General features: G+C 64.4%; 18 protein-coding genes. 5 read left to right on the top strand and 13 right to left on the bottom strand.

From position 1 onward, the window contains the following. Positions 1-35: 35 nt before the first annotated feature. Positions 36-542: an FxsA family protein gene (locus tag OEZ49_RS05480; protein ID WP_263387376.1), complete on the bottom strand. Its 507-nt coding sequence runs from the start codon at positions 540-542 to the stop codon at positions 36-38. A gap of 108 nt (positions 543-650) precedes the next feature. Here OEZ49_RS05480 and OEZ49_RS05475 point away from each other — a divergent pair, with 108 nt between their 5' ends. From OEZ49_RS05475 to OEZ49_RS05465, 3 genes are read left to right on the top strand one after another with little or no spacing between them, the layout of a single operon-like run. Then, positions 651-1,307, top strand: a complete 657-nt coding sequence (locus OEZ49_RS05475; RefSeq protein ID WP_164131439.1) for a Tim44/TimA family putative adaptor protein — start codon at positions 651-653, stop codon at positions 1,305-1,307. Then, positions 1,304-2,344: a murein transglycosylase A gene (gene mltA, locus OEZ49_RS05470; protein ID WP_263387375.1), complete on the top strand. Its 1,041-nt coding sequence runs from the start codon at positions 1,304-1,306 to the stop codon at positions 2,342-2,344. Before OEZ49_RS05475 ends, mltA begins: the two co-directional genes overlap by 4 nt. Continuing rightward, positions 2,344-2,934: a Smr/MutS family protein gene (locus OEZ49_RS05465; RefSeq protein ID WP_263387374.1), complete on the top strand. Its 591-nt coding sequence runs from the start codon at positions 2,344-2,346 to the stop codon at positions 2,932-2,934. Before mltA ends, OEZ49_RS05465 begins: the two co-directional genes overlap by 1 nt. 12 nt (positions 2,935-2,946) lie before the next feature. Here the strand turns inward: OEZ49_RS05465 and OEZ49_RS05460 are convergent, their stop codons facing one another. After that, entirely contained in the window at positions 2,947-3,327 is a 381-nt protein-coding gene (locus OEZ49_RS05460) for a tautomerase family protein (RefSeq protein ID WP_263387373.1), read from the bottom strand. 94 nt (positions 3,328-3,421) lie between these two features. On the opposite strand from OEZ49_RS05460, the gene OEZ49_RS05455 reads away from it, so the two are divergent. Continuing rightward, positions 3,422-4,279: a LysR family transcriptional regulator gene (locus OEZ49_RS05455; protein ID WP_263387372.1), complete on the top strand. Its 858-nt coding sequence runs from the start codon at positions 3,422-3,424 to the stop codon at positions 4,277-4,279. A gap of 7 nt (positions 4,280-4,286) precedes the next feature. On the opposite strand, the gene OEZ49_RS05450 is transcribed toward OEZ49_RS05455, so the two are convergent. The 4 genes from OEZ49_RS05450 to hslV form a co-directional block, all read right to left on the bottom strand. After that, positions 4,287-5,390 carry an alpha/beta hydrolase gene (locus OEZ49_RS05450; protein WP_263387371.1) on the bottom strand — a complete coding sequence of 368 codons (1,104 nt, stop codon included), beginning with the start codon at positions 5,388-5,390 and terminating at the stop codon, positions 4,287-4,289. Positions 5,391-5,630: 240 nt separating this feature from the next. Then, complete coding sequence (locus OEZ49_RS05445) at positions 5,631-6,032, bottom strand: hypothetical protein (protein WP_263387370.1); 402 nt, start codon at positions 6,030-6,032, stop codon at positions 5,631-5,633. A gap of 154 nt (positions 6,033-6,186) precedes the next feature. Beyond that, complete coding sequence (gene hslU, locus OEZ49_RS05440; RefSeq protein ID WP_263387369.1) at positions 6,187-7,494, bottom strand: ATP-dependent protease ATPase subunit HslU; 1,308 nt, start codon at positions 7,492-7,494, stop codon at positions 6,187-6,189. A gap of 227 nt (positions 7,495-7,721) precedes the next feature. Next, positions 7,722-8,279 (bottom strand): ATP-dependent protease subunit HslV, encoded by a 558-nt coding sequence (hslV, locus tag OEZ49_RS05435; protein ID WP_263387368.1) that lies wholly within the window; start codon positions 8,277-8,279, stop codon positions 7,722-7,724. A gap of 194 nt (positions 8,280-8,473) precedes the next feature. Here hslV and OEZ49_RS05430 point away from each other — a divergent pair, with 194 nt between their 5' ends. Continuing rightward, complete coding sequence (locus tag OEZ49_RS05430) at positions 8,474-8,668, top strand: DUF1127 domain-containing protein (protein ID WP_263387367.1); 195 nt, start codon at positions 8,474-8,476, stop codon at positions 8,666-8,668. Positions 8,669-8,741: 73 nt separating this feature from the next. Here the strand turns inward: OEZ49_RS05430 and OEZ49_RS05425 are convergent, their stop codons facing one another. The 7 genes from OEZ49_RS05425 to trxA all read right to left on the bottom strand — a co-directional run bounded on the left by OEZ49_RS05425 (position 8,742) and on the right by trxA (position 15,787). Then, the gene (locus OEZ49_RS05425; RefSeq protein WP_263387366.1) at positions 8,742-9,503 is read right to left on the bottom strand and encodes a maleate cis-trans isomerase family protein; all 762 of its coding nucleotides are present in this window, start codon (positions 9,501-9,503) and stop codon (positions 8,742-8,744) included. After that, positions 9,500-10,582 carry a pyridoxal phosphate-dependent aminotransferase gene (locus OEZ49_RS05420; RefSeq protein WP_263387365.1) on the bottom strand — a complete coding sequence of 361 codons (1,083 nt, stop codon included), beginning with the start codon at positions 10,580-10,582 and terminating at the stop codon, positions 9,500-9,502. The genes OEZ49_RS05425 and OEZ49_RS05420 overlap by 4 nt, the downstream gene beginning before the upstream one ends. Further along, positions 10,579-12,228, bottom strand: a complete 1,650-nt coding sequence (locus OEZ49_RS05415) for a hydantoinase B/oxoprolinase family protein (protein WP_263387364.1) — start codon at positions 12,226-12,228, stop codon at positions 10,579-10,581. The genes OEZ49_RS05420 and OEZ49_RS05415 overlap by 4 nt, the downstream gene beginning before the upstream one ends. Next, on the bottom strand, positions 12,225-14,324 hold the full coding sequence (locus tag OEZ49_RS05410; protein ID WP_263387363.1) for a hydantoinase/oxoprolinase family protein: 2,100 nt from the start codon (positions 14,322-14,324) through the stop codon (positions 12,225-12,227). The genes OEZ49_RS05415 and OEZ49_RS05410 overlap by 4 nt, the downstream gene beginning before the upstream one ends. Positions 14,325-14,565: 241 nt before the next feature. Beyond that, positions 14,566-14,928, bottom strand: coding sequence for a Lin0512 family protein (locus OEZ49_RS05405; protein WP_263387362.1), 363 nt, complete (start codon positions 14,926-14,928; stop codon positions 14,566-14,568). Further along, entirely contained in the window at positions 14,925-15,275 is a 351-nt protein-coding gene (locus tag OEZ49_RS05400) for a Lin0512 family protein (RefSeq protein WP_263387361.1), read from the bottom strand. Before OEZ49_RS05400 ends, OEZ49_RS05405 begins: the two co-directional genes overlap by 4 nt. A gap of 191 nt (positions 15,276-15,466) precedes the next feature. Further along, complete coding sequence (trxA, locus tag OEZ49_RS05395; RefSeq protein ID WP_164131423.1) at positions 15,467-15,787, bottom strand: thioredoxin; 321 nt, start codon at positions 15,785-15,787, stop codon at positions 15,467-15,469. Positions 15,788-15,826 lie beyond the last annotated feature (39 nt).

The raw sequence follows: 15,826 nt of genomic DNA, 5'->3' as shown, positions 1-15,826 counted from the left end.
AATTTGCCCATGCTTAACAGCTTGGTCAGATCACCTCAATGGCGGTCGGGCCCTTCGACCCAGCCGGATGGGCCGCTGTCCCGCCTGCGCGGTTGCTGGACCTCTTCCCATTCGCCATCGATGACGTCACCGCCGCCACCATAAGTACCGCGCGGACTGTCAAAGCCCGCTCTCGTCCCCATCCGGAACTGGGTCACGGTCACCCGCGACCGAACGTAACGGAACACCGCTACCCGTACCGCCGGAATCAGCAGAGCAAACCCCAGCGCATCGGTGAAAAAGCCGGGCGTCAGAAGCAGCGCGCCGGAAAACAGGATCATCGCCCCATGCGCCAGCGGTTCGGTCGGATCGTCGAGATCCGAGAAAGCCCGCTGCAACTGGCCCATCGCCATGCGACCTTGTGTCCGCACCAGCCATGTGCCCAGAACAGCGGTCAGCACCACTATACCCAGCGTCGGCCACAGCCCGATCAGGCCGCCAACCTGAATGAACAGGGCAATTTCGATGATGGGAACCAGCAGAAATGCCAGAAACAAGTACATGTGCTTTGCCCTTTCGCTTATCCTCGGCTGTGGACTTGACCGGATCGGTTCCCTACATAGTGACCGGAAGCGAAACTTACAAAGTTTCTTGCCTGAGACGAGGACACAATGAACTCACCCCTGATCCAGCTGCTTGTGCTGGCCGGCATCGCGATATTCCTGATCCTGCGCCTGAAAAGTGTGCTGGGCACCCGCGAGGGTTTTGAAAAGCCACCCGTGCCACAGCAGCCCGAAACCCGCGCCCGCCGAGATTTCGAGGTGATCGAGGGTGGACCCGATCGCGACATCACCGATCACGTGCCCGAAGACAGCCCGCAAGCCCAGGAGCTGGCCGCCATGAAGCGGGTCGAACCCTCGTTCTCGGTCACCGATTTTGTTCAGGGCGCCCGGGGCGCTTACGAGATGATCGTGATGGGCTTCGAACGCGGCAACCTGAAGGAAATCGAACCCTTCCTGGCCGAGGATGTGTTCGAAACCTTCGTCAACGTGGTCGCCGCCCGCGAGGATCAGGGTCTCAGCATCGAGGCCGAATTTGTCGGCGTCCGCGAAACCGCGATCCAGAATGTCCACTTCGACAAGGACAGCAACCGTGCCGAGATCACCATGCGCTTCATGGGTGAACTGACTTCGGTCGTGCGCGATCGCGGCGGCGATATCGTCGAAGGCAGCCCGACCGCAGTCAAACGTCAAAAGGATGTCTGGACCTTTGCCCGCGTCATGGGCAACGACGACCCCAACTGGTTGCTTGTTGCAACGGACGCATGATTGGCGCGCTCCGGTCGGCAGTTCTGGCAGGAGCCATCCTGACCGCCCAGACCGGAGCGGCTGAGACGATGCATACGATTCTCACCTTCGATACGCTCGATGGATGGGCCGCGGACGATCATGCCGCGGCCCTGTCGGTTTTTACCAACACCTGCGACACGTTCAACGATCCCGACTGGCGGGCGCTTTGCGCCATGGCGCGGGAACAAACTCCGGAGACCGCCCGCGCCTTCTTCGAGCTATTCTTTCGCCCCGTGCTGATCGAAGACGGCCAGGACTGCCTGTTCACCGGCTATTTCGAACCCGAACTGACCGGATCGCGGTTTCCCACGGCGCGGTTTCGCTACCCGCTCTACAGGATGCCGCCCGAGGCGCGCGAGGCGAACCCCTGGCTCGACCGGCGCCAGATCCTGACCTCGGGCGTGATGGACAATCGCGGTCTGGAAATCGCCTGGGTCGATGATCCGGTTGAGCTGTTCTTTCTCCAGATCCAGGGGTCGGGGCGGATCCGCCTGCCCGACGGCCAGACCCTGCGTGTGGGCTACGGCGGCGCCAACGGTCATCCCTACCGCTCGGTCGGGGTAGAGCTTGTGCGGCGCGGCGTCTATTCTGCGCATCAGGTCAGCGCCGAAGTGATCAAGAACTGGGTGCGCCGCAATCCCGAAGCGGGCCAGGAATTGCTGTTCCACAATCCGTCTTATGTCTTCTTCCGCGAATTGCGCCACGTGCCCGCCGATCAGGGGCCGCTTGGCGCGATGAACCGTTCCGTCACGGCGTTGCGGTCGATCGCGGTCGATCCCGCGCATACGCCGCTGGGCGCGCCGGTCTGGATCGAAAAGAACGGCCAGGGCAAGATGCGCCGCCTGATGGTGGCGCAGGATACCGGTTCGGCGATCAAGGGGGCACAACGGGCCGACATCTTCTTTGGCACCGGCGATGCCGCCGGTCAGGCGGCCGGCACCCTGCGCGATCCAGGCCGCATGGTGGTACTGCTGCCGATCCAGCGCGCCTATGCCCTGTTGCCGGACGGGCTCTGATGACGCGGCGAAAACTGACAAGGGACGAGGTGGACCTCTGGCGCAAGGTGGTCCGGCAAGCGGACAGGCTGCACCCCGAGCGTTTGGATGGGGTACACCCCCAGACGCTGCCAAAACCAAAGCCAACCAAACCCTTGCCGATGTCCCTGGAACCGTTCGAACTTGGGCAGGCGGCGCGCGCCAATCCGGCGCGTCATGCGCTGTCCCCCTCGGTCACCGACCGGCTGTCGCGCGCCCCGGTGCAGATGGACCCAAAGGCCTATACGCGGATGCGGCGGGGCAAGCTGAAGCCCGAGGGCAAATTGGATCTGCACGGGATGCGCGTGGATACCGCCCATCCCGCTCTGACCCGTTTCATCCTGAGCGCCCAGGCCCAGGGCAAGCGGCTGGTTCTGGTGGTCACCGGCAAGGGCAAATATCGCGACGAGCCAGGCCCCATCCCCACCCCGCGAGGCGTATTGCGCCATCAGGTGCCGCAATGGCTGTCCCTGCCGCCACTGGCGCAGGCGGTGCTTCAGATCACGCCAGCCCATATCAGCCATGGCGGCGAGGGTGCCTATTACGTCTACTTGCGGCGCATGCGCGGTTAGCGCAAGGCGCGGCTAAGTGTATTGGGCGATACCATTGCCAAGCGACCAGTTCTCCTTGCCAACCTCGACAAGACTGATGAACACGTCCTCGGGCCGCAGGCCCGGATCGTCCGCCAGCAGCGCGGCGATCTGCGCAAACAACGCCTGTTTCTGAGCGAGCGAGCGCGTGTTGTTCGCGGTGATGCGGATGAACACCAGCGCATCGGTTCGCGCGATGCCTAGATAGCGCGCACCATAGCGAAATGTCGCCGCCTCGTGCTCGGTGATGGTCATGAACTGATCGTCTTCGGGAACATCGAAGTTTTCGGTCATCGCGCGATAGATGCTGTCGAATATGGCCTGTTTGTACCGGTCCGACGTACCGGCGCGCATCGAAATCTGAACATAGGGCATCTGTGGTTTCCTCTGATTGGGTCCAGATCACTGTAGACGCCGACTTTCGATTACAATACTCAATAAATTACGATATCAGATATTGAGATAGTCAATGATTCAGCTGCCGCTTGACCTCGATGCCGTCCGGAACTTTGTAATGATTGCAGAGTTGGGCAGCTTTACCCGTGTCGCCGAAGCCACCCGGACCAGCCAGTCGACCGTCAGCCTGAAACTCAAACGGCTGGAGGAGCGTCTGGGCGCCCGACTGGTCGAGCGCACGCCGCGTTATGTCGGGCTGTCCCCACAGGGCGCCGCGTTCATCCCCCATGCGCGTGCGCTGCTTGATACCCATGATCAGGCCCTGTCCTCGCTGTCCGAGGCACGCGGCCGATTGACCATCGGCATCAGCGACCATGTCGCGGGCCCGGAACTGCCATCGCTGATCGCACGGATGAATGCGCAGGACCCGCATCTGTTGATCGAGATACGAATCGGATCGTCGGGCGACCTGTTGCAACGGTTCGACCGGCGCGAGCTGGATACCGTGATCGTCCGGCGGCATGACGGGCGCGACGACGGGACCGTCCTGGCGGACGAGCGGTTTTGCTGGATCGCATCACATGCCTGGCAGCCGCGCGCGGGCACACCCTTGCCCGTGGCCACCATGCCCGAGCCCTGCGGCGTTCGGGTCCTGGCTGGCAAGTTGTTGGACGAGGCCGGGATTCCCTGGACCGAGGTGTTTTCCGGCGGCGGTGTTGCCGCTGTTTCCGCAGCGGTCATGGCGGGGTTGGGGGTTGCCGCGCTGGCGCCGCGCATGGTGCCTTTGGGCAGTGTCGATATCGGCCCGCGCCTGGGTTTGCCGGATCTGCCGAGCCTGCCTATCGTACTGCATTCGCGCACCCGCGACGAACGCGCGCATGCGGCGGTCGAGGCTCTGTCGATGGCGTATCGTGTGGTGCTGCGGTCCTGACGAACCCTCAGCGCGAACCACCGGATAGATCGACGCCCAGATACTCTTCGGCATAGGTTACGATACCCGGAAACGCGCGTTCCAACGGCAGACCACCGGCTTCGAACAGGTTTGTCATGTTACGGGCATCGGCGATCATCGCCAGCAAGGTGGGTGAGGTCGCGGCAACGAAATGGCCCGATTCCGCCTCGTCCGAAAACTTGCTGGTGTCGATCACTGTCACCGGCAAATCGGCGATCAGCGCCGCAGAACTGATTTGCCCCAACCGCTCGCCGCTCTGCTTGCCGCGCAGCCTGCGCGACAGGTTCAGCACGTTGTCCTTTTCCGACGCCATCACCACAAAGGGCTGCGGCACCTCGGTCAACCGACTCAACTGGCTGCGGAACACGTCCAGATCCAGATCGGGCGAGATCAGTACAACGCCATCCAGATTGCGCGCCGCCCATCCCGGTTTCTGCAAGTCGATCTGGCGCAGCGCCTCCATAAACAGAAACGACCCCATCGAATGCGCCACGACGTTCAACCGGTCCAGATCCGACGCGCCAAGCCGCAACAGCACCTCTTCCAGCCCGTCCCGCGCAAAAACCACGCTGTCGCCGTCATAGGCATAGGCCAGCGCGTGCCCCTTGCTGGGCCAGGAATACACCATCAGCACGCCCGGCATTTCGATGTCATGGGCCAGTTGCGCAGCCCGGTAAGCGGTTTCGGTCTGAGTCGAGTTGAACCCATGGATGAACAGCGTCAGTTCGCGATCGCCCCGGGGCCGCCCCACCAGTTCCTCGCGCAATCGCGCGCCGAACTGCTCTGGCTGGTCGAACACTTTCTGCCCCGCCAGGATGAACTGCTTTTCGGGGTTGGCGCTGCCATATCCGAAATCCAGACGCCCCGGGCGGCGGTCAGGCGGGATCGACACGGTCAGTTCCAACAGGCTCAGCCGGTCTGCCCGATCCGGGCCAAATGACCCGTCCGCCTCTTGTACCCGGGTTGTGGCCGCAAACACGGTTGCCGCCGTGCCAACCTGCAAGGCGTCCGGTGTCACCGGGGTATAAGACCGATCGGTACAGCCCGAGACAATCGAAACCAGAACAACAACCAGGGTCGCAACACGCATGGGCTTCTTCGTGGCGGGCGGATCCGCGCAAAGGAGTTAAGACGCCGGAAACCGGGATCTTGTCGGATGGGTCGGGACCGTCCGGCCCTTTTGCACCCGCCCGTTCACATAGTCGAAGGACCCGCCAACCGCTACCTTTATGTGACAAGTTGCCCTTGGTTCGGGCACAATCGCAATCGGGCGCCGACCCGGGTCGCCGCCGCGGCGGTTTCCCGCCGGTGCCTAGATCGCGCCGTCAGATCACGGAACGATCTTTTTCTTGCCGGAATCGTAATTGCCCCAGATGACGGTGGTCGTCTTGTCGCCCACCGAGACGTCGAAGCGGTAGCTCGAATTCTTGCGCCCGCCCGTCGTGTTGCAGGGTGGCCGGAAGCCCGAGTTGACAACCGTCTGACCCGAGCCCGAGGATTTCACCCGTACCGTGTTATGCTCTGTGACATCCCGCTTGCCGTGGACGTCATACATCCGGACCTTGATCTTGGTCCCGGCCACCACGCTGTGTTTCAGCACCAGTTCGGGTTGCACGCCCTTGCCGCCGATCTTGGAACACAGGTTGGCGGTTTTCATCGGGGCAATCGAAACGCCGGTCAAATCAAGCTTGCTGTTGTGCGCTTCGGCCCGGTGGCCAGCAAAGTGGCGCAAGACACGGCTGCGCCGATAGTTGAAAAGGGTCTGATCATGGGTCGCCCAATCTGGATATCAAAAACAGGTCTCAATACCCGAACGATACCGGGATCCCCGGAAAATCCAGATCGGATACTCGCTGGCCCCGGACAGGGCCAGCGAGCATTCGACGCTACAGAACGTAGCGGCTCAGATCGGTCGACCGTGACAACTCGCCCAGATTGGTCTCGACGAACGCCGCATCGACCGTCACCGCCTCTCCCGCCCGGTCCGGTGCGGTAAAGGACAGCTCCTCGAATACCCGTTCCATCACGGTATACAGGCGCCGCGCTCCGATATTCTCGACGCTCTGGTTCACCTCGGCCGCGATCCGGGCCAGCGCCGCGATCCCGTCGGGGGTAAAGGCGACCGTTACCTCTTCGGTCCCCATCAGCGCGGTATACTGCCGGGTCAGCGCATTGTCGGTCTCGGTCAGGATGCGCACAAAATCCTCTTCGGTCAGCGCGCGCAGCTCCACCCGGATTGGCAACCGCCCCTGCAATTCCGGAAGCAGGTCGCTGGGCTTGGCGATATGGAACGCGCCGCTGGCGATGAACAGGATATGGTCGGTCTTGATCGGCCCGTATTTGGTGCTGACAGTGGTGCCCTCGATCAGCGGTAGCAGGTCGCGCTGCACGCCCTCGCGGCTGACATCGGCGCCGCGCGCGTCCGAACGGGCACAGACCTTGTCGATCTCGTCCAGGAACACGATACCGTTCTGCTCTACCGCTTCCAGCGCGGTGCGGGTGACCACCTCGTCATCCAACAGCTTGTCGGCCTCTTCCCCGACCAGCACGTCATAGCTGTCGGCGACCGTCATCTTCTTGCGCGTGGTGCGTCCGGCAAACGCCTTGCCGAAGAGATCGCCCAGGTTCATCATCCCCATATTGGCGCCGGGCTGGCCCGGGATCTCGAACATCGACATCGGGTTTCCGGCATCGGCCAGTTCCAGCTCGATCACCGTATCGTCCAGCTCGCCGGTCTTCAGCTTCCTGCGGAACATCTCGCGCGTGCCTTCGCGGGCATCCTCGCCGGCGATGGCCTCGATCACCCGGTCCTCGGCCGCCTTCTGCGCCCGCGTCCTGACCTCGTCGCGCATGTATTCGCGGGTCTGCATGATCGCCGCGTCGGCGAGATCGCGGATGATCTGTTCGACATCGCGCCCGACATATCCCACCTCGGTGAACTTGGTCGCCTCGACCTTGATAAAGGGCGCGCGCGCCAGTTTCGCCAGACGGCGGCTGATCTCTGTCTTGCCCACGCCGGTGGGGCCTATCATCAGGATGTTCTTGGGATACACCTCGTCGCGCAGGTCATCGGCCAACTGTTTGCGTCGCCAACGGTTGCGCAGCGCCACGGCAACGGCGCGCTTGGCGTCCTTCTGGCCGATGATGAAACGGTCAAGCTCCGAGACGATCTCGCGCGGGGTCAGGTCGGTCATGTGCTCTCTATCTCGTTGTGTCAGCCGGGAAACTAAGCATGGGAGGCGAAAACACAAGGCAAACCCTTGCCGCAAGGTCCCAACACAGACCGCGCACGCCATTTCATAGGATCGTGAGCGCCCCTTTCCGATTCTCCGGGCCAAGCCCACCTTGATCGTGGAAACACCAATGGGCGCCACCACTTACTTTTTCCGCCCATGAGGCCGCGCCTCCGGCGCGGCCTCATCTACTTCGTGATCTTCTCGACCGTCAGATTGCCGTTGGTATAGACACAGATATCGGCGGCAATCGCCATGGCGGCGCGGGCCACCTCTTCGGCGCTCTTGTCGCTTTCCATCATCGCCCGCGCGGCGGCCAGTGCGAAATTCCCGCCCGAGCCGATGGCCGCCACGTCATGTTCGGGTTCCAGTACGTCGCCCGCGCCGGTGATCACGAACATGTCCTGCCCGTCGCTGACGATCAGCATCGCCTCCAGCTTTTGCAGGTACTTGTCGGTGCGCCAGTCCTTGGCCAGCTCGACCGAGGCGCGCGCCAGTTGCCCCGGCGTCGCTTCCAGCTTGGCCTCCAGCCGTTCGAGCAGGGTGAACGCATCCGCCGTAGACCCGGCAAAGCCCGCCACCACCTGATACCCACCGGGCGACAGTCGCCGTACCTTGCGGGCGGTGCCCTTGATCACTGTCTGGCCCAGGCTGACCTGGCCGTCCCCGGCAATCACCACCTCGCCGCCCTTCTTGACGCCAATGATCGTGGTGCCGTGCCAGCCCGGGAACTGATCGTCTGCCATGTCTGCCTCCATTCTGTGTTGCGCCCGTATATGGGCCGTCGCCGCCGCAAGGGCAAGTTATGCGTACTGCCCAATCGTTATGCATTGGCTGCAAAGCGGGACTGTAAACCGGGCATTTGTAAGACTCGCGGCCTTCTCCTACATGAGCCTCACAACCGACGCAGGGTCGGCTGTTTCAATCTAGGAACGCGCAAATGGCATATACCACCAGCACCACAGCGCCGCTCGGAGCAGTCACCGTTCTCCGCGCGGTGGACCTTTTCATCTCGGCAAAAGACGCCGTCGTCTCGTGGAACGAGAGCCGTCTGACCCGCAAGGCGCTGTCGGTCCTGACCGACGCCCAGTTGGACGACATCGGCCTGACCCGCGCCGACATCGCCAAGCTCTGATCAAGTCCCATGGCAGACCGATAGAAGGGCCGCTCGAAACCGGGCGGCTTTTTCTTTTGGTGGACCGGCGGCACTAGGCCGCCACACCTGCCTCCAGCCGGGCCAGTTCCAGCAAACGGCCATAGCCCGCCACCGGCTCACCGATCCCCGCCAGTTGCATCGCCTGAAACGCCATCGCCTGGTTCGAGGTGATCACAGGCTTGCCAACCGCCTGTTCCAGCCGCGCAATGGTTTCCACGCTGCGCATGTCGGTGCAGGACAGCACGATCGCCTGCGCCTCCGGGTGATCGGCGGCAAGGCCCAGCTCGAACACCCGGTCCGGCCCCATTTCGCCCTGCCCGTAATTGTCCAGCGTCTCGGTCACCTCGGACCGCGCCACCGTTTCAAACCCGGTCTCACCCAGAAACCCCACCGCCATGTCGTTGATCGCCCGCACATAGGGCGAGGCAAAGCCGATCCGCGTCACCCCCAGTGTCGTCAGCGCATGCACCAGCGCGCCCGCCGCCGTCACCGTCGCCGCGCCGCTTTCGGCCCGGATCCGCGCGGCCAGGTCCCGGTCGAACGCCGGGCCATGGGTCAGCGTCGCCGAGGTACAGCCATACAAAATCACATCCGGCCGCACCCCCTGCAAAAGGTGCAGCGGTTCGTCCAGATCGCTGGCGCCCAGCCCGTGCATCTGCTCGGCATCGGGAATCTCGTCCTGATCATACCCGCCCAGCCGCGCGAAATGCAGCGACACGCCGGACGGGCGCAACAGCACCATGTCAGGTTCCAGATTTGTATTGGTAAACGGCACTAGGATCCCGAACCGGGCCCGCCCGCGCGACTCTGTCATGTTGTTTCCTTTCTTGCCCAGTGTTCCAAAATCTCTGCCGTGGCGTCCATCGCCCCGGCCTGCCCCGCGGTCGCCCGCAGGCAATCGCCCAACCCGACCCCGCCTTGTGGCCGCAGGATGATCCCCTCGGCGCGCAGCGCGGCCTCGGCCCCTTGCGCCCTGTCAGGGTCACCCAAGCGGATCAGCACGAAATTGGTATGGCTTTCGGGCACGTCGAACCCCGATTGCCGCAACCGCCCGGCAAAGCTGTCGCGCATTTCCGCCGTCAGCGCGCAGGTCTCGCGCATATACGCCTGATCGGCCACCGCTGCCGCCGCCGCCGCCTGACTCGCCGCCGGGATATTGTTGGGCGACATGACCTTGCGGATCTCGCGCGCCACCGCAGGCGAAAACAGGCCCCAGCCCACCCGCGCCCCCGCCAGGCCATAGGCCTTGGACAAGGTGCGCAGCACAACCGTATCGCCGCGCGCGACCAGATCGAACATCGGCTCGTCCAACCCGTCGGCGAACTCGCCATAGGCCTCGTCGATCACCAGCAACACGTCACCGGGCAACCCGTCGCGCAGCCGCAGCAGATCGGCCCGCGCAATCCGCGTGCCGGTCGGGTTACCGGGATTGGCGACAAAAACCAGCCGCGTGTCGGGTCGCACCGCTGCCAGCAGCGCATCCACCGACACCTGTCCTTTGACCTCGGGTGCCATGTCATACCGCGCCCGCGCCAGCAGCGCGGCGGTGCGAAAGAACGGATAGGCGTGCGCGGGCGCCAGAACAGCATTTTCCGGATCGGCATAGGCGCGCGCCAGACAGGCGATCAACTCCATCGAACCACTGCCGCACAGGATATCCCCCGCCGCGATTCCATGCACCCGCGCCAGCGCCGCCCGCAGGTCCGACCAATCGGGATCGGGATAGAGGTGCCCGGCCTCCAGCGCCCCCGCTGCCGCCCGGATCGCCGCCGGGCTGGGCGGGCGCAGGCTCTCGTTCTGGGACAGCGACACCAGCCGCTTGCCTTCGGGCGCCTGCAACTGTGACAGCGCATAGGCGGTGATCGCCGCCACATGGGGAACCGGGCGGATCATGGCTCTACCCCGTAGATATCGCGCGCCGCCTCAGCGCTGATCAACCCTTCCGCCAGATCGCGCAGAACCTGCGCCCGGTCCCGCTCTCCCGCTGGCCCGAACCCACCCCCGCCCGGCGTTTCAAAGATCAGCGTCTCGCCCGCCGGCACCCGGATTTCGCCCTTGCCGGGCAGGTCCGCCCCATCCTCGCCGATACGGATGCGCCCGGCGGCCCCGGTGCCACCGCCCTGCCGCCCGCGCGCGGGGTTCAGCACCCGCTCGACCGAAAGGAACAGCATCACATCCTCATCGGTGGCCGAGCGCATCTCGATCCGCTGGCCCAACCCGCCGCGCAGCCGTCCGGCACCGCCGCTGTCCTGGCGCAGCTCGCGCCGGGTAATCAACACGGGTGCCACCGCCTCGGTGGTTTCCACCTGTGATCCCCACACACCCGAGGGGAAGGCCGTGGCCGACAGCCCATCCAGCCCCGGTCGCGCCCCGGTACCGCCGCTGAAAACCAGTTCCAGCGCGAATTGCGTGCCACCGCGGGCCACCGCCTCGGGTGTGTGCCTCAGCGGCAGGTCATACATGCACGACGCCCCTTCGGCCGGAACCCTGCCCGGCAGGGCCTGCGACAGGCAGCCATAGACCAGATCGGGCGTCATCTGTCCCAGCGTATGCCGCATCGCAACCGGCGCCGGATGCCGCGCGTTCAGGATGCAGTTCTCCGGCCCGCTCACATGGAACGGCGCCAGCGATCCGGCATTGTTGGGAATCTCTGGTCCGATGATGCAGCGCAGCGCAAACACAGTGTACGCGGTGGCATAGTTCAGCGGTACGTTGATCCCCTTCCGCGACAGGCCCGAGGTGCCGGTGAAATCCACCTCCACCCGGTCGGCCGATACCGTCAGCGCCGCACACAACTCGATCTCCTGCTCGTACCCGTCGACCTTCAGCGTCGCGTGCCACCGGCCCTGCGGCAGCTCGGCAATGGCCTCCAGCGTGCCCCGGTACGACGTGTCGATGATGTAATCGGCCAGCCGGTCCAGATCGTCGATGCCGAACTCGGCCATCATGTCGGCCAACCGCCGTGCGCCGGTCTCGCAACAGGCGATCAGCGCATAGATATCCCCCTCGTTCGCCACCGGCTCGCGCGAGTTCGCCTTGACCACCTCCATCAGGAACGTGTTCAGCGCGCCCGCCGCCATCAACCGGCAGGGCGGGATCAGCAACCCCTCGTCATAGATATCGGTCCCCTCGGGCCCCATGCCCTGCCCGCCCAGGTCCACCAGGTGCGAGGTGCAGGATGTGAACCCCACCACCCGCCCCTTGTAGAATACCGGCATCATCAGCAGGAAATCGTTCAGATGCCCGGATGCGATCCAGGGATCGTTGGTCATGTAGATATCGCCGGGCTTCATTTCCTGTATCGGAAAGCGCCCGCGCAAGGTCTTGACCGCCTCGGCCATGGTGTTGATGTGGCCCGGCGTGCCGGTCACCGCCTGCGCCAGCATCCGGCCGTTCAGGTCGAACATCCCGGCCGAGATATCGCCGCACTCGCGCACAATGGGCGAAAACGCCGCCCGGATCAGCGCCTGTCCCTGTTCCTCGACCACGGCCAGCAGCCGGTTCCACATCACCTGCAAACGGGTATCAGTCGGTGTCATCGCGCGTCCTCCGCCTTGCGTGTCAGCCATATGTTGCCGCCGCCATCCACCTGCGCGCCGAAATCGGCACTGACGAATGTGGTGGTCTGCGGTTCGATGATCAGCGCGGGCCCGGACAGGTGATCGCCCGGCGCCAGCGCCGCGCGTTCAAAAACCTCCGCCGCGCGCCAGTCGCCGGTCACGTCGCACAGGATGCGCCGCTGCCCGACAGGTCGGGCAGCTTGCCGCCTTTCGACCAGCGGATACTGCCGCAACGCGGGCGCGGCCGAGGAAACATCCAGCGCCCAGTTCAGGATCTCGATCGTCATCCCCGGCACCGCGCGGCTGAACTGACGGCCATATTCCGCCTCGAACGCGCGGCGCAGATCGGCAATGTCGCCCGCCTCCAGCGGTCGGTCCGGCAAGGCGATTTCGATCTCGTGCCCCTGCCCGTGATACCGCATGAAGGCCTGCCGCCGGATCGTCAGCGGCCCTTCGGGCGCCCCGGCCCGGACCACCATCCGCGCCTCATCTATCATCGCGTCGAAAAACGCGTTCAGCCCGGCAATGTTCAACGTATCCAGCGTTTCATAGCGCGACCGCACGATCTCGAACGACACCGGCGCAAACAGGAACCCGACTGCTGACCCGACACCCGGATCGCGCGGGATCAGGATACGCCCGACCTGCGCCCGCCGTGCCACCCGCGTGGCATGCAGCGGCCCGTTGCCGCCAAAGGCGATCATCAGCCGCGCGCCCAGGTCCTTGCCCGATTCCACCGCATGCATCCGGCCCGCGCCTGCCATGTTCTCGTCCACGATCTCGCTGATGCCGCGCGCCGCCGCCGCCGGGTCCAGCCCCAGCGGCGCGCCCACATCGCGCGCCACCGCCGCCTCGGCTGCCGCCTCGTCGATCCTCAGCCGTCCTTCGGCGAAACGTGCCGGTTCGATCAGCCCCTGCAACACATCGGCATCGGTGACCGTGGGCTTGGTCCCGCCCTTGGCAAAGCAGGCAGGCCCCGGTTCCGATCCGGCGCTTTCCGGCCCCACCTGCACCCGGCCCAATCGGTCGACATGCGCGATGGAGCCACCCCCGGCCCCGATCTCGATCATCTCGATCACCGGGATGCGCACCGGCATCCCCGACCCCTTGATGAACCGCGCCGCCCGCGCGATCTCGAACCGGCGCGCGGTCTGCGGCCGGAATCCGTCGATCAGGCACAGCTTGGCCGTGGTGCCGCCCATATCGAAACTCAGCACCTCTTGCGCGCCGGTCTCGGCGGCGATGCGCGCCGCAAGAATGGCACCGCCCGCAGGCCCCGATTCAACCAGCCGGATCGGCAGCCGCGCGGCGGTCTCCAGCGTGGTCATGCCCCCGCCCGCCGTCATCATCAGGATCGGACAGACCAGCCCATCTGCCGTGAACCGCGCCTGGAAATCCGCCAGATAGCTGGCCATCTGCGGCAGGACATAGGCATTGGCTATGGTCGTGCACAGCCGGTCGAACTCGCGCGCCTCGGGGCTCACTTCGTGCGACAGCGAAATCACCAGCCGGGGCAGCGCGGCACTCAGCATCTCGCGCAGCCGGATTTCATGCGCGGGGTTGGCATAGGCATGCATAAGGCAGACCGCAACCGCCTCGGCGCCGCAGCGCTCCAGCGCGACGGCCAGCGCCGCAACGCCCGCCTCGTCCAGTGGTTGCAATTCGCGGCCCCGGGCATCCATGCGCCCGCCGATGGTAAAGGCGCGCGACCGAGGTACGATCAGATCCGGTTTCACCAGGTCGATATCGTACTGGCTGTAGCGCCGCTCATAGGCGATCTCCAGAATATCCCGGAACCCCTCGGTGGTCACCGTCGCCACCTTTGCGCCGCGCCGCTCGATCAGCGCGTTTGTGGCCAGCGTGGTGCCATGGATGAAACCGCTGATCTGGTGCCAATGGGCGCCCGCCTCCTCCAGCACCCGCCGCGCGCCCTCAAGCGCGCCCAGCGTCGGGTTCTCAGGCGTTGTGGGCGTCTTGGTGGTGGCAAGGCTGTGGCCCGCCGCGTCGACCAGGACGGTATCGGTAAATGTGCCGCCGATATCTATGGCGATACGACACCCGTTCGTGTTGTGCATGAAAGTGAACCGGATTCAGAAAATTGGGACCAAGGTCCGCTTTTTCCGGACCGCCATCTGCCCTTTGGGCAGCACACCCATTTCCCTGTCAGACGACGAGGTCGCAGCCGGTCGCCCGGCGCCCTGTCTCTGCTGTTCCGAAGTCTTCGCGCATGTTTCAGCACTCACCCGAGTCCGTCGCCCGGATATTGAGCGTGAGGCCGATCCCCTGTCAACGGAAATGAAATCGGCCCCTTCGCGGTCAAGACAGCCGGTACTTGCCGGTCAGGTCGGGCAGGAATGCCTCAACCGCCGCCGTGGCGATCACATGGCGGTTACCGGTCTCGGCGTCCTCAACATCAAGGCCCCCCATGACGGCGCGCACTTCGGCCCGGCCGCGCGGCAGCTCGGCGGCAACGGCGGCGCAATCCACCTCTTCAGGCCGCTGCACCCCGATTGTGACCTGCACCCGCATCTCGGCATGATCGATCCCCAGTTTCGAAAACAACGTGATCGAGGAATGGTGCAACGCATCCTGCACCGCCCGGCGCGCGGCCTTGGTATAGTCCTGACCATAAAGGTCGTTGCCCGTTCCCATCTCCAGGATCATCCGGCGCTCGGTCATTGCACGGTCTCCATGTCGAACGACACCACCACGGCCGCATTGGCGATCACCGTGCGCCCGCCCCCCTGCGGTTTTTCGATGTCCAGCCCGCCCTGCCGGACGGTGATGTTGGGTTGACCATAAGGGAACACCTCTGCCAGCCGCGCCACATCCACCGCGTCGGGCTTCTGCACCCCGATCTCGGCATCGACGATCATCGCCTGTTTCGGAAAGCCGAACAGCTCGGCCATGTTGACCGAGTTGTGCCACAGCGCATCCTTCAGCGCCCTCAGCGCCGCCTCGGTATAGTCCTCACGCCTGAGCGACGAGCCCATGCCGAATTCCACCAGCACCCGTGTCTTGGCCATTTCGTTCCTCCGATCTTGGTGCGCCCGATCCTGACCTATCGCGTGCCGGATACCAGCACCAGAACCGGTCCTTGGATGGGGCCAAATTCGCTGTACAAAACGGTCAATCCGGGTGCCAGACCGCGTACAAAACGGTCAAAACGAAAGAAGCGCCCGCTAGGGGCGCTTCTGAATTCCGGGTCTGGCCGGGCTCAGATCGAGCTGTCGATCCAGTTTTGCAGTGCCGCTTTCGGCGCCGCACCGGCCCGGTTCGACACCACCTGCCCGTCCTTGAAGATGAACAACGCCGGAATGCCCCGCACGCCCATGGCGGCGGCCGAATTTGGGTTGCTGTCCACATCGACTTTGGCGATTTTCACCTTGCCCGCATATTCGTTTGCCAGCTCTTCCAGGGCCGGGCCGATCTGCTTGCAGGGGCCGCACCATTCCGCCCAGAAATCCACCACAACGGGGATGTCCGAGTTCTTGACTTCGGCGTCAAAGGTTTCGTCGGTGACGGCTACGGTGGACATGATCTGTCTCCTGAATGGGATGCGATGCGCTTGGGTCAG

This window comes from Ruegeria marisflavi, from assembly GCF_025673445.1.
Lineage (GTDB): Bacteria > Pseudomonadota > Alphaproteobacteria > Rhodobacterales > Rhodobacteraceae > Ruegeria_B > Ruegeria_B marisflavi.
Note: the sequence above shows the minus strand (reverse complement) of the source record. Positions and strands in the feature narration are given on the sequence as shown.